Origin of the sequence: Bremerella cremea (genome assembly GCF_039541315.1) — a bacterium.
GTDB lineage: Bacteria > Planctomycetota > Planctomycetia > Pirellulales > Pirellulaceae > Bremerella > Bremerella cremea.
Genome location: NZ_BAABFZ010000002.1, coordinates 51,898 through 74,541, shown reverse-complemented (window position 1 = coordinate 74,541; position 22,644 = coordinate 51,898). Strand labels below are relative to the sequence as shown.

Here is a 22,644-nt window from a genome sequence, read left to right as displayed (position 1 = left end):
CGGCAATCTGACAATTCAGCGAACCCAGGCAAGACAGGCAATCACTTTTCTGCCGAACCATGGTGCTTGTTTGACGGCCTCGAACGACGATCGACCGAACGTCTCAAGCGACTCGCAATTCGGGCTTGTTTTACCCGATTGGGGACTCGCCGATCGGTAAAGAATATTCGCCACGAAGCGTCTGTTGTCGGACCGCTTCGTATGCGACGACCGCCGCCGAAGAGGCCAGATTCAGGCTTCGCACATCGGTCCGCATGGGGATCGAGATCGACGTGTTTTCGTTCGCTTCGACGAGTTCGCGCGGCAAGCCTTGCGACTCGCGGCCGAAGACGAAGACGTCTCCTTTTTCAAACTCGACGGTGGCGTAGCTTTGCTTGGCGGTCTTGGTTAAGTACCACTTTCGATTGGACTTAAGGCGCTCTTCAATCGTTTGCCATTTGGGAACGACCTCCCAATTGAGATGCTGCCAGTAGTCCATTCCGGCACGCCGGAGCGTGGCATCGTCGACCTGAAATCCGAGAGGCTCGACCAGCCACAGTTTGATACCGGTGGCGACGCACGTTCGCCCGATGTTGCCGGTGTTCGGCGGGATCTCTGGTTCCAGCAAAACGATATGGAAGACAGGCTCGTACATCGAAATTTTCAGGGTTCCTGGGTCCAATGGCTTTTCGGGCTAGATCGCGAGGACTACGATAGCGCCCAGTTGGACCGGCATTATAGCATCTCCAACCGGCGACTAACGCCTCGACCGCGTTCCTATCCCGTTTCCCCGTAAGAGTTTTTCGCCATCATGTCTGACGCACGCATCGACCAATACACGCAGGCCCTTCAATTCGCCGAAAAGCAGGTTGCCGGAACGGTGGCCCAGCATCCCGATTACTTTCCCATCTACACCGAAGAAGGGAAGTGGCGGCACGATAAGGAGTTGTGGACCGACTGGTGTGCTGGCTTTTTCGCGGGAATGATGTGGCAGTTCCATCTGCGAACCGGTGATGCGACTTGGCGCGAGCGGGCCGAGCACTACTCGAAGCTGCTCGAACATCGTCAACACGACCGCGACGTGCACGATCTCGGCTTTATCTTCTTGAGTACCTATTTGCCGTGGTACAAGCTGACCGGCGACAAGCAATTGAACGATGTCCTGATCCAGGCCGGTCGCACGTTGGCGATGCGGTTTAAGGAAAAGGGTCAGTATCTCCGCAGCTTCGTCTCAGACGATTCGCTGTTCATCGACATCATGATGAACGTTCCGATCATCTTCTATGCCGCCATCGAAACAGGCGACGAAGAGCTGATGCGGAAGGCGGTTGCCCATTGCCGAACGACCCGCGACAAGATCGTCCGCGAGAACGGTTCGACCGCCCATGAAGGAATGTTCGACCTCGAAACCGGCGAATTCCTGGAAGAAACGACCCATCAGGGTCTTCGTGGCGACAGCAGTTGGGCCCGCGGCCTTGCGTGGTCGCTGTATGGCTACAGCAAAGTGTACGCCCTGACGGGTTCGGAAGAGTTCCTCGATGTGGCCGTGCGAAATGCCGACTTCTGGGTTGAGAACCTGCCCGAAGATGGGGTGCCGTTCTGGGACTTCGACGCCGACTTGTCGCAGCCGGCCCCCTGGGGTGCCCAGAAAGAGACTTCGGCCGGAGCGATCGCCGCATCGGGGCTTATCGATCTGTCGAAGCAGGTCAAAGACCCTGCCAAGGCGGCTAAATACCGCGAAACAGCCCTGAAAACGCTCGATGCCCTGGTTCAGCCGGAATACCTGGCCATCAACGACGAAGGCTGGGAAGGGATCCTCAAACATGGGGTGTATCACACCGAAAAAGACCTGGGAGTCGACGAATCGGTGATGTTCGGCGAGTACTTCTTTGTCGAAGCGTTGACCAAGGTTGTTCGCGAAAATTAGCGAACTCTTCACGCGCAATCGAAAAGCAAGTGAAATCGTGATGTTGTCAAAACTTCCACGGTTAGAGAGAATAGGGCAAAAGTCTTTCAACCGTGGAGTTTACAACGTTGGAAATCGAGCGCAATCCGACGCGTAGCGTGAAAATCGGCAGTGTGACCATCGGCAACGGCAATCCGATTGCCGTGCAGAGCATGACTGCCACTAAGACCCAGGACATCGATGCCACCGTTGCCCAGGTAATCGACCTGGAAAAGGCAGGCGCCGATGTGATCCGCATTGCGGTCGATAACAAGAAGGACGCCGAAGCGTTGGCCGAAATTCGGCGACAGACTTCCGGCAATCTTTCGGTCGACCTGCAAGAGAATTACCGGCTGGCCGAACTGGTCGCTCCGCACGTCGACAAGATCCGCTACAACCCTGGGCATCTCTATCACCACGAGCGCGAAAAGCCGTGGCAAGAGAAAGTCGAGTACATCATTGGCATCGCCAAAGACAACGACTGCGCCGTCCGCATTGGGGTTAACTGCGGCAGCGTCGATCCCGCCAAGCTCGCTCTGTACGAAAAAGAAGACTCGATCACGCCGATGCTCGAGAGTGCCTGGGAGCACTGCGATCTGGTCGACGGTTTGGACTTCCATCGCTACTGCGTGTCGCTGAAGGATAGCGATCCTCAAAAGGTGATTCAGGTCAATCGCCGCTTCGCCGAGAAACGACCCGACGTACCGATTCACCTGGGCGTGACCGAAGCAGGCATGCCGCCCGATGGCATTATCAAGACACGTATCGCCTTCGAGCAGTTGATCGGCACCGGTATCGGCGACACGCTGCGTGTTTCGCTGACCGTTCCCAACTCGCGAAAAGGGGAAGAGATCGAAGCGGGTCGCAAGATCCTCGACGACATCAAAGCAGGTCGTGTTCGCACCGTGCTCGATTACGGTTTGCAAACGCTTAATATCATCAGTTGCCCCAGCTGCTCGCGAGTCGAGAACGAAGCGTTTGTCGATCTGGCTGCGAAGGTGAAGGACCTGACCGCCTACGCCAAAGACCATAAGATCACCATCGCGGTGATGGGTTGCCGCGTGAACGGCCCCGGCGAGACCGACGACGCCGACCTTGGCCTGTGGTGCGGTCCGAACTATGTGAATCTGAAAAAGGGAGGCGAGCCTCTGGGCGCCTTCGGTTACGACGAAGTCCTCGTTCGCTTGAAGGACGAGCTCGACCAGCTGATCGCTACCCAAACGGTTGGCTGAACCTCGCCGCAACTTGCTAAGGACCACGGATGGCCTGCCACGCTTCACCCGCCGCACCTCGAACAGGATATCTGATCTTGCTGGGCGCCTGCTTCGCGCTGGGGTGCACGATGTGGAGCAATCGACTGAACGCGCCCCTGCCAGAGTTCGTCGATGACGTTCCGCTGCAGATCGAAGCCGATTTCGATCTGCATGACGACAGCCAGGTGCTGCAGGAAGTTCGCAACCTGAAGATGGAACTCCGCGACGACTTAGGGATTCCGTTCTCGAACAATAAAATCCATGTTCGCATCTTCCGCGATTCCGACAACTTCGCGAACTTCACCCGGGTTCACTTCCCACAGCTTGGCGGACGACGGGCTTTGTTCGTCGTCGAACGTGGTGAGTACTATGTCTACGCGACCTGGTCTGATCATGTCCTCTCCGACTTGCGGCACGAGCTGACGCATGCCTATCTGAATTCGTCGGTCGGGACGCTTCCGCTCTGGCTCGACGAGGGGCTGGCGGAGTATTACGAAGTCGCTGGCGTACGAGGCCGACTCAATCGCGAACATCTTCCTTGGCTGTCCGATGGTTTGCAGCGTGGTACCTGGCAGCCTAATTTGGAACGCCTCGCGACGATTGCCAAGCCAGAACAGATGACCGCCAACGACTACGCCGAGTCGTGGTTGTGGGTTCACTTTCTGATGCAGAACCAACGCAGCCCCATCATTCGCGATTACCTGGTTGCCCGCCGCGACAAGCAGATTGTCGATCCAATTCCACTCGCCATCCGCACCACCATTCCGACCGCGGAAACGAAGCTCGCGACGCATGTTGCCAGGATCCAGTCTGCCGATCGGCCTCGGCTGTAACGCCAGGCTTGTCGACGAAGATCGGCCTGAATGCCTTACTTGTCTGCCTCCTCTTTTCAACGGTGAATGCCATGCCGATCCGCGCCGCCACGGTTCAGTTTCAACATGCCCCTGGCGATAAAGTCGCAAATCTGAAAACGGTCGAACAGTTCGCGCGGCAAGCGGCGAGTGACGGCGTGCAGTTGATTAGCTTTCCCGAGATGTGCCTAACCGGTTATTGGCATGTCCGGAATCTCGATCGCGACGGAGTTGAAGTGCTCGCCGAAACGGTACCCGATGGTCCCGGCAGCGCGGCCCTCGCGAACTTATCGCAGCAGACCAACATGGTGATCGGGGCAGGCCTGATCGAACGTGCCGCCGATGGCCAGCTTTACAATACTTATGTCGTCGCCATGCCCGATGGCAAAATCGCTTCACATCGAAAGCTGCATTGTTTCATCAGCTCGCATATGAGCAGCGGCGAGCGTTTCACCGTTTTCGATTCGCCCCTGGGCTGCAAGCTGGGTGTGCTGATCTGCTGGGATAACAACCTGGTCGAGAACGCTCGATCCACGGCGCTGCTGGGGGCCGATATTTTGCTTGCGCCGCATCAGACCGGCGGAACGGCGTCGCGCAGTCCTTTCGCCATGGGTCGAATTGAACCTGAAGTCTGGCAGCAGCGACACACCGATCCCGAGCGTTTGCGTAACGAAGTGAACGGTCCGAAGGGGCGCGAGTGGATCTTACGTTGGCTTCCCGCTCGGGCCCACGATAATGGCATGTTCGTGCTGTTCAGCAACGGCATCGGTCTCGACGACGACGAAGTCCGCACCGGCAACGCGATGATTCTCGATTGCTACGGTCGCATTATTTCCGAGGCTTCGCAGCCGGAAGATTGTCTGGTAACGGCCGACCTCGATCTTGAGTTGCTCGACAAGTGCACCGGTCGTCGCTGGATTCGTGGGCGGAGACCAGAGCTATACGGCATCTTGACCCAGCCCCAGGCCGAGAACTTGCCCCCGCGCGAAGCACGTTTTTCGGAAGCCTCGACGCGCAAGTAACGTCAGCGATTCTCTTCGCCGTGCAATTCTTCGCAACGCTGTCGCAAGATTGTGGAAGATGCCCTTTCCGCGAACTCCTAACATCATGTTGTCGCACTTCAACATAGGGAGTCGACGGCCAGGTCGAATATTGTATGGTCGATTCGCCGTCGTCTTCGGGAAAGGGAACCTTCGTGAACGCAGAATCCGTGAATCAATCCATCGAATCGTTCGATGTCGTCGTCGTCGGAGCCGGTCCCGCTGGCCTGAGCGCCGCTTTGGTATTGGGGCGAGCTTGCCGGAAAGTGCTGATCTGCGATGGCGGCCCTGGCCGGAACGCTCCGGCGGAAGGGGTCCACGGTTTCTTTACCCAAGACGGAACGCCCCCCAGCGAATTGCGGCGACTTGGTCGCGAGCAACTTCAGCCGTACGACGTTACCTATCGTGAAGTGCTGGTCGAGACCGCCCAGGCCACCGACGCTGGCTTTCTCGTTTCGCTGCGATCCGGAAGCCAGGTCGTTTGCCGCAAGTTGATCGTGGCGACCGGCATCGTCGATGAACTGCCGAAACTGAACGGACTGGACGAGATCTGGGGATCGACCGCGATCCTTTGTCCTTATTGCCATGGCTGGGAATTCCGGGGCAAACGGTGGGCCTTCATGGCCACGCCTGAGTTCTTGATCGAGTCGGCGACGCTGCTTCGCGGCTGGACCGATCAGTTGACTTACGTCACCAACGGCAACGATTCGATTGCCGATTCAGACCGCCGCTGGCTAACCGAACGCTCGATCGCCATCCGCGAAGAACCGATCGCGCAGTTGGTGTCCAGTAACGGCCAATTGAAATCGATCGAGTTTGAAACAGGGCCAGCGGTCGACTGTTCAATCCTGCAGTTCCGGGCACCATTCCATCAGCGATCTTCGCTGGCGAAAGATCTCGGATGCACGATCATCGCCGAAGGCCCGATGGCAGGCATGGTGAAAACCGAGCCAACCGGAGCGACCGAGGTGCCAGGTCTTTTCATCGTAGGAGACGCCGCCGCCGGTCTACCGAGCGTCGCAACCGCCGCCGCGGAAGGTGCGTTTGCCGCGGCCGTTGCCAATCGGTTTATGTTGGCGGAAGAGGCCGCGCAAGTTCGCCCGGCGTGACACCCAACAGCTTTCGCACATGTTGATGCAGATGGCTTTGACTGGAAAAGCCGACAGCCAGTGCGGTCTCGGTGATTCCGACGCCGCGCTGCAGCATCTCCCTCGCACGCACGACGCGTGATTGAATCACGTATTGTCGCGGCGTCAGACCAGTCGCTGCGCGAAACTTTCGCAGAAAGTGATGCGGGCTCAAACTCGTGCGTGCGGCAAGCTGTTCCAGCGAAAGCTTCTCGGCGAGGTGAGTGTCGATGTAACGTAGCACGTCGTCGAGATCTTTCTGGCCTAGCTCGGTGATCGATCGAGTCGGCGCGGAGAAGTCGGCATACTCGCGTAGCAAATGCACGGCCAGCGCCGTGCCGAGCGATTCCGATAGAACGGGACATTCGCTGCCAACATCTTCGGCAAGCTTCTCGGCGAGCGTTTCGAGAAAGACATCACGCGTGCCCACCATCGGCCGCAACTGAAAACCAGTTCGCCCCGTTTGTCGACTCACATGATCGACCAGCGATCTTGTGAGCCGAACGGAGATCGCATCGAACGGGTCGGTCGCCGTGACGCTGGTCGGGACGTTCGCCGGGCAGATGACGATTTCCCCTTTCGACAGCGACTTGGCAGACCGGGCCACGTCGTTGACCGACCAGGACAAGCTTCGCGGAGCCGACAGCAGCAACGTCACCTGGTGAAAGTCGTGCGCGTGCCGCCGTCCTTGGTAGAAACGGACCATCTTGGCCGAGCCTTGCAGAACATGCGTGCTGACCTGACCGGTATCTTGCGGCAATCGTACCAACTCAACCGACATTTCTTGTGCTCCTGGCCCTTGAATGCAATCACTGCGCAGCATTATGTGCCAGGTTGGATGCCGCACGGCGGCATTGGTTTCCAGCGACTTCTTCGGCAATTACCCGCAAGCGAACACGAATTGCTCAACTCTGACATTCAGGCCGAAAAGGATCGAGGCCAAATTTAGAACCAATGGCGGTTTACGTACCTCTTCCCGAGCGAGCAAGAGTTTAGTGGATGTTTTGCCATGATTCTCCCTGGATTGTTCTTGCAACACCCAGGGGTTCCTGGCACCTTACTCGTACCCCTTAGTTCATTGCATATTTTTCTGCGATGCGAATGTCTTTAACGCTGTTCGTACCTGCGGTACGCGTCGTTATTGCGTTCGAAATATTCTTCCATTCATACCTGGAGTTCATCCGTATGTCTGTCAGAAAACAGGGGTTCACCCTGGTCGAACTATTAGTGGTGATCGCGATCATCGGTGTGTTGATCGCACTTCTTTTGCCGGCCGTGCAACAGGCTCGCGAGGCGGCCCGCCGTATTCAATGCGTCAATCAGCAAAAGCAAATCGGCTTGGCAATCCATAACTTTCACGATACCTTCCAGATGTTCCCCGGGGGGACATACAACTGGGCGTTTCGTAATCAGAGCGTCGCCGATCCTTACTCGGAAGCCGCCTATCCTGGGTCCAGCAAACAGTGGAGCTATCTGACTGTGCTGATGCCATTTTTGGAACAGCAAGCTGTTTACGACGAATTGGTCGATACCCATGTTGGCATCTATACACCCTGGTCCGAGACGGAATTCCTGAAGCGACCAATCTCGATGATCGTTTGTCCGTCGGATGGCAACACCGCTACGCCGCGCGGGCTCGCTCCGACCAGTTATCGTTGTAACCGGGGCGACATGTGGATCAGTTGGAATCGGCCGGAATGTCGCGGCGTGTTCTGCAAACAAAGCCTCACCCGGAAAGGCTTTCGCGACCTGGTCGATGGCACCAGCAACACGATGATGGTCTCGGAATCGCGTCTCGGCCTTTACGCCAGCGATCGCCTGACGACGGGCATTGCCCGCAACGTTGGCGCGACGGAAGGATCTGCACCGAGCCTATGTGCCGCGCGGCGTGGTGCCAATGGCACGATCAACGGCGACATCTACGTTGGCAACTACACCAGCGGTTCGCGCTGGGCGTGTGGCCAGACGATCTACACCCAGTGGCAACCGATCTTGCCGCCCAACTCGCATAACTGTGCCAACGGCGATGCCGAACAATACTCGTTGGCCTCGGCTAGCAGTTATCACCCTGGGGGAGTGAATGTCGTCTTCGCCGATGGTGCCGTGAAGTTCATGGCGGAAACCATCGACGCGGGCGATCCCACCCAAGCGCCGTCGTCTACCACTTACCAGGGGCCTTCCTATTACGGAGTCTGGGGAGCACTTGGCAGCACGGCGGGAAGTGAAATCTCGTCAATTCCATAGCCGAGATGTCTTCGCCTGGCAATCGCTCGGATCGCCAGACGCCCCGCTTTCCTGCTTCAACCCACCGTAATCAATCGCGAAAGGAGTCCTCTCGTGACTTGCCATCAATGGATCCGTGTCGGATCGTTCCTACTTCTGTCTATTTTCTTGGCGGGCTGTTCCACGGACGACTCGGTTCTCAAAGTCGAGTACGTCGAAGGAACCGTAACGCTGGATGGCGAACCGGTCGAAGGAGCGACTATCATGTTCTCGCCAGTCGTTCGCGGCGAAGGTGCCCCAGCCAATGGCTTCACCGATGCCCAGGGACACTACGAACTAACCGTTGTGCAGCCAGGCGAAGGCCTGAGTTCCCAAGTGAACGGGGGAACGCTACCAGGAGAATATCGCGTGACGATCGCCAAGGCGACGGCTGCCGATACTCCGGAAGATGTTGTCGGCAACGCACCGCAGCCAAAGCTGACCTATCACGTGCCGAAGCGCTATCAAAACCCGAACCAGTCTGGTTTGACGGCGACGGTACACGAAGGAAACAACGACATTCCGTTCGCGCTGGAATCAAAATAGTTCCGCGTTGCAATAAACTTCATCCACAACTTGCAGGCAAGGTCTTCTCCCTCGACGGGGACCTTGTCTGTTTCTTTGCGCGAAGCATATTTCGCCCCGATTCGACTCGCGATCGCATGCCGCTGGGGCAACGTCGGTTGTGGCAAGTTGGTCCCGCATACATGCCTCGTTCTGTGCTTGCCCGATTGAATCGACGCTGGCGATTCGGGGGATGTTGCTCATAGGTCTCTGATAGCAATTGTTTGCCTGTCGATGCTGGCTTGTCTGCTGGTTTGCAGGCTACGAAGACTAGCGAACTTTTTCGCGGAGATCGTTAGTTACCTCATTGGTTTTCACTGGGATTGCAGGCGGGCAAAACCTCTTCGAATTGAACGAATCGTTAATGACAATTTCTCAAACAAGGTGTATCTTGCCCCCTAGCTGGATTCCTCGTGGCGGCCGTTCCTTTTGTGCGGTCCCATCTCTTCTCATCTCAGGGGACTCTCATGAACGACGCTCTCAATGGAATGCGTGTCGATCGCAAACGTGGCTTCACGTTGGTCGAACTTCTGGTCGTGATTGCGATTATCGGCGTACTGATCGCCTTGCTATTACCGGCGGTGCAGCAAGCACGGGAAGCGGCTCGTCGGATGCAGTGCTCGAACAATTTGAAACAGCTGGGGCTTGGATTTCACAACTATCACTCAGCTTTGCAGCGGTTTCCCTTTAGTTGGAATATCACCGGTGATTTAAACGGGTCGAGTTGGGGAATTCAGCTTCTCGATTACATCGAACAACCGGCGCTTGCCTCGCGCATCGACTCGAAGGTTCCGGCGTTTAACGAAGCAGCATCGCTTGGCTATCCCGCGGCTTCCGTAAACTCGAATGTCCAGGCGATCGCAACGCCGGTGAATGTCTTCATGTGCCCATCCGCTCCGGAAGCGAAGGTTCACGACTACAAAGTTCCGAAAGATGGCCTTGGCAGTGGCGTACCACCGATGGATCTGAGCTGGACTGCGGCTCGTTGCGATTACAGCGCGACCTCTGGCGTCTTCGGCGATTTCGCGAGTGTGGCCTATAGCGGCAGTGCTGGGGGAAGTCGAACCGGTGCGCTCAACAATACCGGGTATGGGGCTAGTACCAACACGACCCGCATCGCCGACATTCAAGATGGGACTTCCAATACGTTCCTATTGGGCGAGCGACTCGGCGGAAGCAACATCTATCGTAAGCGTGCCATCGATCCCACACTGACCGCGGCGCTCGGCCCAACGCAGGGCGGCGCCTGGGGCGATGTGTTGATCGGCGAACACTGGAACAAAGGTTCGCTCTACGATGGAACGCTCGGTTCAAACGGCGGCCCGTGCGCTATCAACTGCACCAACGCGAGGACGTATGGGTATTACTCATTCCATCCTGGCGGCGCCGAGTTCCTGATGTGCGACGGTTCGGTGAGATTCGTTTCATCGAACATTGCCGCCTATGCCTTCGCCGCCCAAATCACGCGTGCCAAAGGCGAAGTCTTCAGCGAGTAGTTTCTGGCGGAAAGAGAGAAGCAATGCACTCCCCAACACGATGTCTGTGGGTCGGTCTGATCGTTTGCACCGTGGTCGCTGGATGCAGCTACGACGAACACCAGTACCATGCCAAGAAGACCCACCCCGTTACCGGCACGGTGACCGTCAACGGCTCGCCCCCTGGCAGTCCGATTGTCATTCAATGCCATCCAGAAAATGGCATCGACGCCAGTAATCCGTCGGTGACCCAGGGGCTGACGCTGCCCGATGGCAGCTTCCACCTTTCAACCTACGAGGACGGCGATGGTGTTCCGCCCGGCAACTATGCGTTGACATTTTACTGGGGTGAATTCAAGGTCATTCAAGGAAGCTACGGCGGGCCTGACAAGCTGAAGAATCGTTACGCGAAGTCCGACAAATCACCGATCCGGCTGGCAGTCGACGGCAGCGGTCCGGTCGAGATGGGAACGATCGACCTGACCACCAAATAGATGGTCAGGAGCCAGGTAGGTTCAAGCGAGCGACTTATGCGATCCGTCGCAACCAGGCATGCGCTTTGAAAGCCCGCACGTGCAGTCGTGCAGGCCCTTGCCATCCAGAATCCGTTCGGTGCAGGCCTCGATCCGCGCCGTACGCGTCTTCGACTGCTTCGCCGCCGCGAAATGCATGAGGTACGCTCGCTGACGACCTGGGGTTAATGCTTCGAACGCCTTCTCGAGCGCCGGGTGTTGCTGGAAGGCAGCGTGCAGTTCCTCGGGCACTGGTTCGGCTTCGGTTGTCTTGGCGACTTTTTCGCCTGACTTCTCGACCGCAATCGCTTCCTGAATCAGCTTCTTGATGCTGCTCTTCTGCTTCAGTACTTCGGCCACGCTGCTGAACCGCACGACGCGAGCGGCCTGGGTGTTCTCGCCCGGCTTCTGCAGCAGCCCCTTCGGGTCTTTCAGCAGCGTCCCCTTAAAGAAGCTGATCATGCAGGCCTCTTTGAATGAAGCCAAAATCACGACGTTCTTTCCATCGAGCGTGTAACAAGGGGCCCGCCATTTGTATTCTTCGACCAACTCGGTATCGAGCAGCAGGCTGCGCAATTCTTGCAATTCGTCATGCCACTGCTTCAGCTTGACAAAGTATTCGTCGACTTGGGGATGCATCGGTCTGGCTGACTGGCGGCGAAGAATCGGAAATGTTCGGGTGCCAGTATAACGTCTCGGTGGCCTGCTTTGCCTGCGGGGAAGCCTTGTTTTAGAAATCACTAGACGAGCGGTCCGCCACCAGCCAAGATGACGTTCCAGCAGCCCTCACTTATTGATCCTGTGAACGACTACGCATGTCCCACACTGCCACCGACGATCCCGAACTTTTTGTCTTGCCGCATCCATTTGGATGCATTGCAGGCAAATGGGAACTCGATGTTTCGCCCGAGCGGATTACCTTTGTCCCCGTCGCGCACGAGGGGCAAGGTTGCCTGCCCTGGATCGGGTTGTTTATCGGGAGTCTATTCGCCGCCTTGGGGTATATTCACTTCTTTGAGGGTGCTGACTACGCTTGGCTTAAGATCTTCTTGCTTGCCTTGATAATCGTCGTTTCCGGCCTTTCTGCCGCCGGGACGATCCTTATCCATCAAAGTAAGCAGGCTGCCGAAAAGTGGGCCGATGCCATCGTGATCGATCGGAACGCCCAAGCCGTGCGTTTGGTCCAACATGGCCTGACCATTCCGCTGTCGGACATCGATCATCTACAAGTGATCACGACGCCCTACATGAAAGGCGTCGCTAGCAACGAAGAACGCATTCCAACTCAGTTGAATCTTGTGGCGACGATCGATGGCGAACGTCGGCGGATTTGCTTGATCGCCGACGGTATTCAGGGAGAACTGGAATCAATCGCTCAGCGGATTGCCAACGAACAGATCATGCCAGTCAAACAGATCCGCCGTGATTCGCTGACCCTGTGGCTCACGACCAAAGATCTGACCCCACAACGTTCCTAACGAACTCCTAGTCGAGGTCGAAGTCGATCACCGTTTCTTTCGGTTCCACGGTTCGACTGAGAGGCGTGGAATCGATTCTGGAGTATTTCTCTGGGATCAACGCCCGCGGAATCGCATAGCCTGGATCGCCCGGTTCAAATCTTGGATCGACCTCGGAGTACCAGTTAATGACGATCTTGTTCTCACCGGTGACGGCCCGGATCTCGTAGGTCCCATCTTTGCCAATCGCCGCATGGGCAGATGGCTTTGTTTCATCGACTGGATTGAACAAGACCGAACCACCGGTCAACTTCTTACCTTGATAGGTCACCGTACCGCGCACGACCGATTCGTTCTGCGGACCACATCCCAGCAAACAGAGCAGGGGAGCCACCAGCAACAAGCCTCGCAAACCACGACGCCCGGAAAGTTCGGCACGCCCAATAGAAAACAGCATGGCAATCACCACGTTCGAAGAAGAAGCGACGAAAGAAAAACACCCAGGTGAGGTTGCTGGCTATGGAATCGTCACCGGATTGCCGTCGGCCCGATTGGCCAGATTTTGCAGCACAGTCCAGTTCACCGTTTGCGGAATGTAGTGCACCGAACCATCACCAAACACAAAGTTCACGCCGCGGCCTGCGTGCGAGCTGCCAAAGTTCGCGTCGTTATCGCTGAGCGACGTCAGCAGTGGCGAACTGAGTGGCGACTTGATGTTTCGCGTCGCATGAAATCCCCAGCGATAGGCAGGACCATCCATGTTGATCAACTGCGCGTCGGTCTCGGCGTCTGAGCGTCGTTCGACCCGTTTCTCTCCGATCGCGATTGTGTTCGAGAGGCCATCGGTGATCTGCGATAGTTGCAACTTACAGTACTGACTGAACATCCCTTTGAACAAGTTCGGATCGGTGGTGTTGCTATGGCTTCCTTCGCCACCTGCCGAGAACGCATAGTCGCCTCGCGAACAGGTTTGCATGTAATAGCTCGAAGTGAGCCCGGCGGTTGGACTACGTCGCGAAGGACAAAACATCATGCCGACCAGGTTGCGGATCGCGTTGGCGTTGTCGGCATGGTCGACCGATTCGTCAATGTTGAACAGATCGTACAGCGTCCCTTGTTCATAGAACGGCATCATCGGGACGAACCCGCTCATACGATCATGCTTCAGCGGCGTGTCAACGCCATAGCCACCCGCCGGCAGACGGCCAAACGTATCGTGAAAGTTGTGCAGGCCTAAGCCGTACTGCTTGAGGTTGTTGGTGCATTGCATCCGCCGAGCCGCCTCGCGGGCTTGCTGCACGGCCGGAAGTAGCAGCGCGATCAACACGCCGATGATGGCAATCACCACTAATAACTCGACCAACGTAAAAGCGCGATGCAAACGATGTGGGGCTGACATGGGGAGGCCTTGAAGAGAGTTGAGGGGAGAGATGGGAATCGCCAACCACGCGAACGCAGGCCAGCGATGCCCATCATTATTTGGGGGCCACTTCCTCCTCAGCAATCCGAATCCACGTCGTCGTGCTCCGCTATTTTGTCATCACCGTGGAAAGAACTTGATGGCGTTCTTTGAGGCCTGATCTTCGTGCATCGCGCAGCGAGAAAACAAACACGCCCCACCATCTTTCAATGGCGGGGCGTTCGATTCTTCAAAGTTGTTCGTCGTGAATTTAGTTCGGCGAAAACGGCGGCAAGGCGTTTGTTTCCTCTGGGCCATAGGCAAATCGCACCGTGACGATGTCGGTCCACTTGTCAATGTCGACCTTTTCCTTGCCGTTGATCGTGAACATCGCTTTCAGCACGTCGGGAGGCGTATCGCCTTTCACCCACACCGAATAGCTGCTGGTGAGGTTCGCGTAAAAGCCTTCCTTCGGCAGCCCTTTCCAGGGATCGTTCGGATCGAATACAAAGTCTTCCGGAGCGGTCCATGGAACGCCCGATTCGGGGCCAACAAGCACAAACCGAATCGTATCGGGGTCACCTTCCTGCGTGGCGGTCCCATTCGGATCGCGGACAGTCCCGGGCCCGGTGACATGCAATGCGAAGGCCTTGTTGTCCTGCGGTTTGTCGAGCCGAAACAGGGTGGGGGATGCGTCGAGCAGGGCCTTGTTTTCTTCCGAGTCCCAAGGGGCTAACTCGTGCCCGACCGAGGCATCGTATCGATCATAAACGCGAACCCGCCAGCTTAGGACCGGCTTGCCATCCTGCATGATATTTCTGTCTTCTCCCACCAGCATGTAGCCCATGTCGAAGAACTTGCTGTCCTGAGTAAAGAGCGCGTCTTGCTCCTCGCTGAGTCGACCTGGCCAACGAACCGCTTTCGCATCGGAGGTGGCCTTCCGATCGAATACTTCGCAGCGCCCCTCCGATGCTCCCAGCAGGAACCGACCATCCCGCGAAACATCGATGGTTGTTCCGTCGATCGCCAGTTTGAACGTTTCGGTTGGATCTTTTGCGTCGGGATCTTCTCGAATCTCCAAGGCCTCTTCCGCCGACGCGACGAAAACCGAACCATCGGCCGAGAACGCAATATCATCGTACTCGGTCTCGTGAATCCGTTGGGGCATCGGCTGTTTGCTATCCAAGGCAAACTTCCAGACCCCGGGTTCCTCGTTGGTCGTCAACGCATACACCGAGCGGTTATCGGGTGCGAAGCAAATTCTGCTGACCTGCTGATCTTTCTTCAGCGGCAACTCGGCCAGCTTCTTTCCGCTCTGGGTCTCGAACAACTCGATCGTGTCGGAACCATGGCCATATGTGGCAAGCCATTTCGAGTTAGGACTGATCGCCCCAGCTTCGGAACGATTCGTTTGCGTCTTCAACTCGATGACCGGCTTGCCGCTGGTGGTGCTCCATAGTTTCGGGTTCACTTCGCGACCGCCCGTGGCAAAGAAGCGACCATTGGGACTGAAGACGACGTAGGCACACTCCTTTTCGAAGGTGGCCAGGGGCTTCATGGTGTCGACATCCAATAAATAACCGCCATCAATGTTCGGCAGCGCATACTGCGAAGCCACACCTAACCATTTGCCATCGGGCGACCACGATACCTGCCCGATCTCGCCACAGTTCAGCGACGAGAGTCGCGTGACTTTGCGTTGGTTCTCCAGATCCCACACCAGCAGCTGATTTCCCAATCGCATAGCAGCCGCTTTGCCATCGGGCCGAAGTGTGCCGGCCTGGTAGTAGACGCCGCGGACGCTTAGGCCGAAATGCGCAATCGACCGTGGAGGCGATTCACCACGATGAAAGGTGAGCTGCATCCCGCGTTTGTCGTTCATCGACTTCGGAAACTCTCCTGGATGCTCGCGCGGGTTGAGCATACTCAGCCGCAACATCTCGCCGTTCAGGTCAACCAGCGCGTGCATCTTCTCGTGTCCGCCATCCATAATGATTCGCGCTGGCGTGGTGGCATCGAGCAGTTGATAAGGTCCCGACTCGCCAGCCGCGATCGAGAACTCTTCTTCGCCGATCTCTAAGATTGGTAGCTGAAAGCCGCTGTTGGGGTCTTTCTCAGGAGCCCAGAATCCGAGCAACTTGCTTCGCAGTGCGGATACATCGGTCGTGCCGGGCGCCATCGGCGAAAGAGCAGGGGGCTGAGCCGGTGGCGTGGCGGCCGGAGGAGCCGAAGCACCTGGTGCCCCGCCCGGTGTCATTGCCGGAGCCGGCGTGACAGGAGATGGCCCCAGTCCCATCGGAGGCGGAGGCGTATCGACCGGCAACGAATTAGGCGCCGGCGTCGACCCTGGTGGTTGAGCAGCTGCTGGTTGAGCGGTCCCAGGTTCCGCCATCGGTGGCGGAGTCGTGGTGGAAGGAGTCGTGGCTGGTTCCGTGCCTGGCGGCTGAGGGTTCAGCGGCGGAGGCGAACTGGCGGAAGGGGCCGGCGGGGTCGAGGGATCGTCGATCAACGACTCACCTTCGCAACCAGCAAACAATCCGGGAACAAGAAGACAAGCGAACAACGCAAGCAACCGCCCGCGCTTCGCGATGGTCGTGGTGTGGGCCATGCGAGAAGATCTCCGGCAAGATTCAAGGGTAAACGAGTGGGGCGTGCTGACCAAATACTGGGATGCTGTCCCACCCAAGCATACTGACTCCCCGCGATATCTACACCTGAAACCGTAAAACGGAGACTATTCCGTAAAACTTTGAGCCGAATCAGCCGTTGTCAGCCAGAAATCGCGCGGAGAAAAGAGTGCCCACGCGCTGCGCAAAACATGCCGCTGCGCGTTAGTCGAAGCGTTTGACCAGCAGGTGAACTTCGTCGACGGTCTCGAAATCGAGCTTCGTGGCGAGTGAGGTCAGCATGTCGCTGGCGGTGGCAACCTGGGTTTCGATGACCGAGGTCCCCTCTTCGGCAACTTGCCGCAAGGTTTCCGCCAAAAAGAACTGAGCCTGCACGTCGTCGCAACCTTCCAGGGCATTCATATCGACGATGCCACTGGTGCGGACCCCGCGCAGATGACTGAACGCTTCCATCTGCACAATGGTGAGCTGCGCGAGGACTTCGCAGCCGAGCTTTTTCACCAGCGAGAAGCGTGTTTGGTGATGATGCATGTAAATGCATGCTTCGTGATAGGAACGAAACGGCGGATCATCTTCCCGCACGACATTCAGCGCCCGACGTGCCGCGATCTGGTTGCGATCGACGGGGGGGCGAAAGCCACGCAGGGTACGATGGCAAATCGCCCATCGCGTCGAGGCGACGTAACCGTGCCGCGCGGCGAGTTCGTTCATCCGCGTATCGGTTACCAGGGTTCCGCGGTTGCAACTTCCTTTCGCCAGTCCGAAATAGAACGGTCCTGGTTCGGCAGTCCCACCCAGTAGCATGGCACGACCGGTGAACTCAGCCATGCGGGCTTCACACGCCGTCAGCAAGGCATCTTCTACCGCGGCCGACTCCGGGATGTTTGCCGACAACAAGATCGGAATATTGGAGGTCTCGAGCCGCGTGCCTTCTTCGACCAACGGACCATCCGGCACCAGGTGCGCCATACCAGCGATCTTGCCATCGACTTCCGCCACCAGCAGATTGGCTGGCAGGAAATAAGGTTTGGCAAAGACCTGGGCTTCCAGCAGCGCGATGGTCATCGGTTGCGCGAGCCCTCGGCTGACAGGCTGGTGGTTCCAAAGTTCCACCAGTTTCGGAGGATCGCTGTTGATAAACGGTCGAACGACGATCAAGAGAACAACGTTGGCTGGGTGTGGGATGTGGAGAATCGATTACCTAAGCGTAGCCCAAATAACCACCAACGGAAAGGTAGGCAGACTTTGATCGGTTGCGGCCTGGCAAGAATGCCGGATCCTTCGAGAGCACGGTCGTCATTCGACCGCGCTTGCCGCAAAGCATTTGCTTGTTTTCAGCCGATTAACTACCGCGGAAACGCGATGACCTTGGCTTCTGGCATGACGTGATCTTCGTCCTGGACCATTTCGTAGAGCAGTTCGCGGGCCACGTCACAGTCGCGGGGATCGCTTTGCTCGACGCGGTCGCTCACCAGTCGTTCGGTGGTTTGCCCAGTGATCAGCACGGTGTCGCCAATTTCGGCCTGGCTCAAAGCGTAGCGGATCGCTTCTTTGCGGTTGGCAACCACGTGGGCCTTGGCGGGTCGGGCGAAGCCATCGACGATGTCGTGAACGACTTCGTTCTGCATCTGCCCATAGCTGCCACTGAGGGTGATCAACGACACATCGCTTCCTCGTTCAGCCACTCGGCCCAACAGCGGACGATTGATCTTGTCACTCGATTCGTGGGCCCCCAGGACACAGATCAGGCGGCCGTGGGTCACGCGGCGAAGGGTCTTCAAGGCAACCGCCAACCCATCGTGGGTGTGCGCCTGATCCACAAAGACGCCGAACGATTGTCCGCATTCGATTCGCTGCATTCGACCTGGAAGCGTTTCCACCGATTCCAAGCCGCGAACGACCGTTTTCATATCCACTCCATAAACAAGGCACACCGCGGCGGCGACCAGGCAGTTGTATACGTGGTGGTCACCAATCATGCGGGTGCAAACCGGCATCGTCTGGCTGCCGGCGGTCAGCAGGAAAGTTTGTTCGCTCTTATGGCGTTCGACGACGGTCGCGGTGATCTCGCCCACTCCGTGGACGGCGATCGACAGCGAAGGAACTTCCGACTGATTCATCAGCCGCGTACAGTTCGAGTCGTCGCCGTTGAAAATGGCAACGCCTGTGTCGCGGAGGTATTTTAGAAGCTTCTTCTTGGCACGGTAGTAGTTGCGAGCCGAACCGTGCAATTCGATGTGATTCTGGCGAATATTGGTAAAGGCTGCCACGTCCAACTGGATGCCGGCGAGGTGTTGTTTGACCAAACCTTCGCTCGACGCCTCGATCACGGCGTGAGTGCAGCCGTTGTATTGCATCCGTGAAAGAAGGTCCGCCATGATCGCCGGATTCGGCGTTGGATGGCTCCACGATTGTTCGTCGTAGCCGTTATCGAAACCGAGACTGGTCAAGCTGCCAACCTTGGCGCCAGCCTTCTGCAAAATGGCTTTAATGAGCAGGCAAGTCGTCGTTTTGCCGTTGGTTCCGGTGACACCAATCACCTTGATCCGGTCGCTTGGTTGATCGGCCAACGCATGGCACAGTTGGCCATACGCCTCGCGGCTGTCCGAGACCACACACACCGGCACGCTAACGGGGAGTGGCTTCTCGGAGACAACCGCCGCGGCACCGCGACGGATGGCATCTTCGACATGGTCGTGGCCATCTTGATCGTCGTCGCAAATGGCCATGAATATTTCGCCCGGCAGAACATGCTCGGGTCGAGCACAGCAACCTTTGGCTAGAATGTCGTTCGCACCGAAGAATTTGGCTCCTGGCAGCAGATTGCGGAGCGATACTCCCACGCGGGAAGTGAGTGTCTGCGACATCTTTGGCCTCCTTGCCAATGGTTGGGCGCGATCTAAGACTGAGAAAAACCCCGAATCCGTCCGAAGTTTTTACGCAAGCGAAGTCTCCTGGTTCTTCCTCACCGGGGAGATGCCTAAAATAAGGTGGTCGCTCGACGCTGGAGCTAATGTTTTCCATTTCCGCTAAAGAGTCAACCCATCTTTGCCGACAGGGTCGACTTCTTCGGTCTGGAAAGCCTCACCAATTCGGCTAAGCGTCGGGAATGTTCCGATCCACATGCCAGCTAGCACTTTTTTTCTTATTTCATACACATGCCCTCGCAAGACTTCGATCTAGACGAACTGGCCGCTTACCTCCACCTCACCCCGCCTCAGGTCGAGAAGCTCGCCAACCGCGACGACATCCCTGGGAGGAAGGTTGCTGGCAAGTGGAAGTTCTCTAAAGCGGACATCCATCACTGGCTCGAACATCGCATTGGTGTTTACGACGACCAACAACTGGAACGGGTCGAAGGGGTGCTGGACCGACATGGCAAGCATGACGAGCCGGTCCGGATCTCCGACATGTTGCATGCCAGCACCATCAAGATCCCCATCACGTCGCGTTCGCCGCGGAAAGTGATCACGGAAATCTGCGAAGTCTCCATGGAAGCAGGCTACCTGTGGGACGCCCCCAAGATGATGGACGCCATCCTGCAGCGTGAAAGCATGCACTCGACCGCGCTCGACAACGGCGTGGCCCTGCTTCACCCGCGACGTCCTTTGCCGATGATTCTGTCGGAAAGCTTTCTGGCGATGGGGCGGACCTACCAGGGCATTCCCTTTGGTGGCAGCCGCGGCGTGCTGACCGACGTCTTCTTTCTCATCGCTTCGGTCGACGACCCATCCCACCTGCGGACGCTGGCTCGCCTCAGCCGGATCATCAACGACAGCACCGTGATCCAGGGCATCCGGGCCGCCAACCATGCCGAAGACGTGCTCGAGCTGATCGAAGAACGCGAGGACCAGCTGTAAGTGGACATGCCAACGCGTACCGTTCTGGCCTTGGGCAAACTCGATGCACGTCCCTTCAAAGAGATGGTTGCCTGGTTGCGCTGGGTTCCTGGCGTTCAGCTGGTGAGTGACGAGCAAATCGGCGGCAACGAGCCGTTTGATCTGCTGATCCTCTGCAGCGAGCGCCCTGGGCAATTCACTCCGCGCGAGATCGAATTGCTGCGGCATCGCTATCCGCTGGCGACCGTCGTGCTGCTATATGGTCCTTGGTGCCATGGCGAAGGACGCACTGGTCCGGTGCCGGATGGCGTGGTTCGGGTCGCGTGGTTCGAGTGGTCTTACCGTTTGCCTTCGCTGCTGGAAGTCGGCCCGCTGGTTCCGGCCACGGCGACGCCTCAAGAGCAACTATTGGGCGCGCTGGCAGATCGTTTCGGTACCCAGCACAGCCGCCAGGTCGGCATCTGGGCGAATACCTGGGACGACTTCGACTACCTGCGTTCCGCTTGCCAGTCGCTTGGTTATGCTTCGATTTGGCTGCAGTCTGATCCGCAGAGCCCGTGCGATATCTTGCTTGGCTTGATCCCGGGTACCGATGGAGCCGAGTTCGCCGATCTGCAGGCCCGTTTGGCCGCCCATGCCGAGCAGTTGGCATTGGTCTGCCTGGCCACGCCGACCTGGGAAGACTACCAGAAGCTACGTTCGACAGGCGTTTCAGCCGTTTTAGGGCAACCTTTCCGCCTGGCGGACCTGGCAAACCTACTTGAAACCCGCTCAGATTGCGGCATTTTGCCCCTCGTCAATCCCCAGGGCAGCCGGTAGGATGAGGAGTTCGACCAGCGGCTTTGGCCCTTCTTATGGGGATCCGCTTTCCGTTAACCCCGATTCTTAGCTTCATGACCAGTCTTCCCATTATCGATCCGAATACGCCTGCTCCTTCCGTCGCCGAAACTAGTGGCAGCGGCGAAGCCCGTGGAAAGTATTCGTTCATCAGTCTCGGCTGTCCCAAGAACCTGGTCGACAGCGAACGGATGCTGGGACTATTGGACAAAGATGGCTATCAACTGACCCAGGAGACCGAAGGCTCGGACTTCGTGGTGATCAATACCTGCGGCTTCATTGAAAGGGCACGTGACGAGTCGTTCGCCGCGATCCACGAGATGCTTGAGCTGAAGCGCCAGGGCAAGATCAAAGGGGTGATCGTCTCCGGCTGTCTGGCCGAGCGTCAGAAAGAAGCCTTGCTGGAAACCTGCCCTGAAATCGACCAGGTGGTCGGCGTGTTCGGGCGGGAAGAGATCACCCGAGTAGCCGATCGTCTGCTGGGTAAGCTGGAAGAACAACGCACCGTCTTCAAGCCGGCTCCGGTCCGAGCACTGAACGACCGCGAACGTCTGCGTATCACGCCGCGTCACTTCTCGTACCTGAAGATCTCGGAAGGTTGCGATCGCCTGTGTACCTTCTGTGCGATCCCGAAGATGCGCGGCAAGCACGCCACCAAGCCAATGGAAGAAGTAATCGCCGAGGCGCACGAACTTTCCGCCGACGGCGTCCGCGAACTGATCATTGTCGCCCAGGATACCACCTATTACGGCATGGACCTGTATGGCGAGACGCGACTGGCCGAGCTGCTGACACAATTGAACCAGGTCGACGGCATCGACTGGATTCGCCTGATGTACTTCTATCCGATGTACATTACCAAGCCACTGCTGCAGACCATCGCCGATAGCGAAAAGATCGTCCCTTACGTCGACATCCCACTGCAGCACATCAACGACACCATGCTTCGCCGCATGGCGCGTCGTGTGACCAAGAGCCAGACCGAAGACATGGTCGGCCAGATGCGCGACATTATTCCGGATTTGAACATCCGTACGACATTCATCACCGGCTTCCCGGGCGAAACCGACGAACAGTTCCTGGAACTGGCCGACTTCATCGAAGTCCAGCGTTTCGAGCGTGTCGGTGTGTTTACCTACTCGAAGGAAGAAGATACCCCAGCGGTTAAGCTGAGCGATCACATTCCGGAAGAGCTGATGGAACAGCGTCGCGAACACCTGATGGCCATCCAGCAGGAAGTAGTCTTCGACCATAACGAAGCGAAGGTTGGCCAGACGCTGGATGTCATCATCGACCAACCGGTCCCCGGCGAAAAGACTGCCTGGATCGGCCGCACCAAGGCCGACGCTCCTGACGTCGACTGCGTGACCTACGTCACCGGCCAGGGATTGAAGCCAGGGGATATCGTTCCGACCGAGATTGTGATGTACAAAGATTACGATCTGGTCGGCGTGGCGAAAGGCGCCGCCAAATAGCG

Annotated in this window: 21 protein-coding genes; 13 read left to right on the top strand and 8 right to left on the bottom strand. The window is 57.4% G+C overall.

What is annotated here, in order from left to right; translation table 11 throughout:
- Window positions 1–130: 130 nt before the first annotated feature.
- Window positions 131–634 (bottom strand): tRNA (cytidine(34)-2'-O)-methyltransferase, encoded by a 504-nt coding sequence (locus ABD890_RS01050; protein ID WP_345084657.1) that lies wholly within the window; start codon window positions 632–634, stop codon window positions 131–133.
- A gap of 156 nt (window positions 635–790) precedes the next feature.
- On the opposite strand from ABD890_RS01050, the gene ABD890_RS01045 reads away from it, so the two are divergent.
- The 5 genes from ABD890_RS01045 (at window position 791) to ABD890_RS01025 (ending at window position 6,177) form a co-directional block, all read left to right on the top strand.
- Window positions 791–1,906 carry a glycoside hydrolase family 88 protein gene (locus ABD890_RS01045; protein WP_345084654.1) on the top strand — a complete coding sequence of 372 codons (1,116 nt, stop codon included), beginning with the start codon at window positions 791–793 and terminating at the stop codon, window positions 1,904–1,906.
- Between the two features lie 107 nt (window positions 1,907–2,013).
- A complete protein-coding gene (ispG, locus tag ABD890_RS01040) occupies window positions 2,014–3,156 on the top strand; it encodes a (E)-4-hydroxy-3-methylbut-2-enyl-diphosphate synthase (RefSeq protein ID WP_345084651.1) in 1,143 nt (380 codons plus the stop codon).
- A 77-nt stretch (window positions 3,157–3,233) separates the two neighbouring features.
- Window positions 3,234–4,010, top strand: a complete 777-nt coding sequence (locus tag ABD890_RS01035) for a hypothetical protein (RefSeq protein WP_345084649.1) — start codon at window positions 3,234–3,236, stop codon at window positions 4,008–4,010.
- 71 nt (window positions 4,011–4,081) lie between these two features.
- Window positions 4,082–5,050, top strand: coding sequence for a nitrilase family protein (locus tag ABD890_RS01030; protein ID WP_345084646.1), 969 nt, complete (start codon window positions 4,082–4,084; stop codon window positions 5,048–5,050).
- A 173-nt stretch (window positions 5,051–5,223) separates the two neighbouring features.
- Window positions 5,224–6,177 carry an NAD(P)/FAD-dependent oxidoreductase gene (locus tag ABD890_RS01025; protein WP_345084643.1) on the top strand — a complete coding sequence of 318 codons (954 nt, stop codon included), beginning with the start codon at window positions 5,224–5,226 and terminating at the stop codon, window positions 6,175–6,177.
- Here ABD890_RS01025 and ABD890_RS01020 read toward each other — a convergent pair.
- Window positions 6,137–6,976: a helix-turn-helix domain-containing protein gene (locus ABD890_RS01020; RefSeq protein ID WP_345084640.1), complete on the bottom strand. Its 840-nt coding sequence runs from the start codon at window positions 6,974–6,976 to the stop codon at window positions 6,137–6,139. The two genes, ABD890_RS01025 and ABD890_RS01020, sit on opposite strands and share 41 nt — an antisense overlap.
- A 404-nt stretch (window positions 6,977–7,380) precedes the next feature.
- Here ABD890_RS01020 and ABD890_RS01015 point away from each other — a divergent pair, with 404 nt between their 5' ends.
- From ABD890_RS01015 to ABD890_RS01000, 4 genes are all read left to right on the top strand, one after another.
- Window positions 7,381–8,439: a DUF1559 family PulG-like putative transporter gene (locus ABD890_RS01015; RefSeq protein ID WP_345084637.1), complete on the top strand. Its 1,059-nt coding sequence runs from the start codon at window positions 7,381–7,383 to the stop codon at window positions 8,437–8,439.
- A gap of 93 nt (window positions 8,440–8,532) precedes the next feature.
- The gene (locus ABD890_RS01010; protein WP_345084634.1) at window positions 8,533–9,003 is read left to right on the top strand and encodes a transthyretin-like family protein; all 471 of its coding nucleotides are present in this window, start codon (window positions 8,533–8,535) and stop codon (window positions 9,001–9,003) included.
- A 485-nt stretch (window positions 9,004–9,488) separates the two neighbouring features.
- Window positions 9,489–10,517 (top strand): DUF1559 family PulG-like putative transporter, encoded by a 1,029-nt coding sequence (locus ABD890_RS01005; RefSeq protein WP_345084630.1) that lies wholly within the window; start codon window positions 9,489–9,491, stop codon window positions 10,515–10,517.
- A 23-nt stretch (window positions 10,518–10,540) separates the two neighbouring features.
- On the top strand, window positions 10,541–10,990 hold the full coding sequence (locus ABD890_RS01000; protein WP_345084627.1) for a hypothetical protein: 450 nt from the start codon (window positions 10,541–10,543) through the stop codon (window positions 10,988–10,990).
- A 21-nt stretch (window positions 10,991–11,011) separates the two neighbouring features.
- Here the strand turns inward: ABD890_RS01000 and ABD890_RS00995 are convergent, their stop codons facing one another.
- Window positions 11,012–11,647 carry a YdeI/OmpD-associated family protein gene (locus ABD890_RS00995; RefSeq protein ID WP_345084624.1) on the bottom strand — a complete coding sequence of 212 codons (636 nt, stop codon included), beginning with the start codon at window positions 11,645–11,647 and terminating at the stop codon, window positions 11,012–11,014.
- A gap of 176 nt (window positions 11,648–11,823) precedes the next feature.
- On the opposite strand from ABD890_RS00995, the gene ABD890_RS00990 reads away from it, so the two are divergent.
- Window positions 11,824–12,486, top strand: coding sequence for a hypothetical protein (locus tag ABD890_RS00990; RefSeq protein WP_345084621.1), 663 nt, complete (start codon window positions 11,824–11,826; stop codon window positions 12,484–12,486).
- Window positions 12,487–12,493: 7 nt separating this feature from the next.
- On the opposite strand, the gene ABD890_RS00985 is transcribed toward ABD890_RS00990, so the two are convergent.
- From ABD890_RS00985 to ABD890_RS00965, 5 genes are all read right to left on the bottom strand, one after another.
- Window positions 12,494–12,922 (bottom strand): hypothetical protein, encoded by a 429-nt coding sequence (locus ABD890_RS00985; protein WP_345084618.1) that lies wholly within the window; start codon window positions 12,920–12,922, stop codon window positions 12,494–12,496.
- A 60-nt stretch (window positions 12,923–12,982) separates the two neighbouring features.
- Entirely contained in the window at window positions 12,983–13,864 is an 882-nt protein-coding gene (locus ABD890_RS00980) for a DUF1559 family PulG-like putative transporter (RefSeq protein ID WP_345084615.1), read from the bottom strand.
- 271 nt (window positions 13,865–14,135) lie between these two features.
- Window positions 14,136–16,472, bottom strand: coding sequence for a WD40 repeat domain-containing protein (locus tag ABD890_RS00975; RefSeq protein ID WP_345084612.1), 2,337 nt, complete (start codon window positions 16,470–16,472; stop codon window positions 14,136–14,138).
- Window positions 16,473–16,695: 223 nt separating this feature from the next.
- Window positions 16,696–17,649 carry a GNAT family N-acetyltransferase gene (locus tag ABD890_RS00970; RefSeq protein WP_345084609.1) on the bottom strand — a complete coding sequence of 318 codons (954 nt, stop codon included), beginning with the start codon at window positions 17,647–17,649 and terminating at the stop codon, window positions 16,696–16,698.
- Between the two features lie 188 nt (window positions 17,650–17,837).
- Entirely contained in the window at window positions 17,838–19,358 is a 1,521-nt protein-coding gene (locus ABD890_RS00965; RefSeq protein WP_345084606.1) for a Mur ligase family protein, read from the bottom strand.
- 291 nt (window positions 19,359–19,649) lie between these two features.
- Here ABD890_RS00965 and ABD890_RS00960 point away from each other — a divergent pair, with 291 nt between their 5' ends.
- The 3 genes from ABD890_RS00960 (at window position 19,650) to rimO (ending at window position 22,642) form a co-directional block, all read left to right on the top strand.
- On the top strand, window positions 19,650–20,351 hold the full coding sequence (locus ABD890_RS00960; protein ID WP_345084603.1) for a PTS sugar transporter subunit IIA: 702 nt from the start codon (window positions 19,650–19,652) through the stop codon (window positions 20,349–20,351).
- Complete coding sequence (locus ABD890_RS00955; RefSeq protein ID WP_345084600.1) at window positions 20,352–21,149, top strand: hypothetical protein; 798 nt, start codon at window positions 20,352–20,354, stop codon at window positions 21,147–21,149.
- Window positions 21,150–21,223: 74 nt separating this feature from the next.
- Window positions 21,224–22,642, top strand: coding sequence for a 30S ribosomal protein S12 methylthiotransferase RimO (rimO, locus tag ABD890_RS00950; protein WP_345084597.1), 1,419 nt, complete (start codon window positions 21,224–21,226; stop codon window positions 22,640–22,642).
- Window positions 22,643–22,644 lie beyond the last annotated feature (2 nt).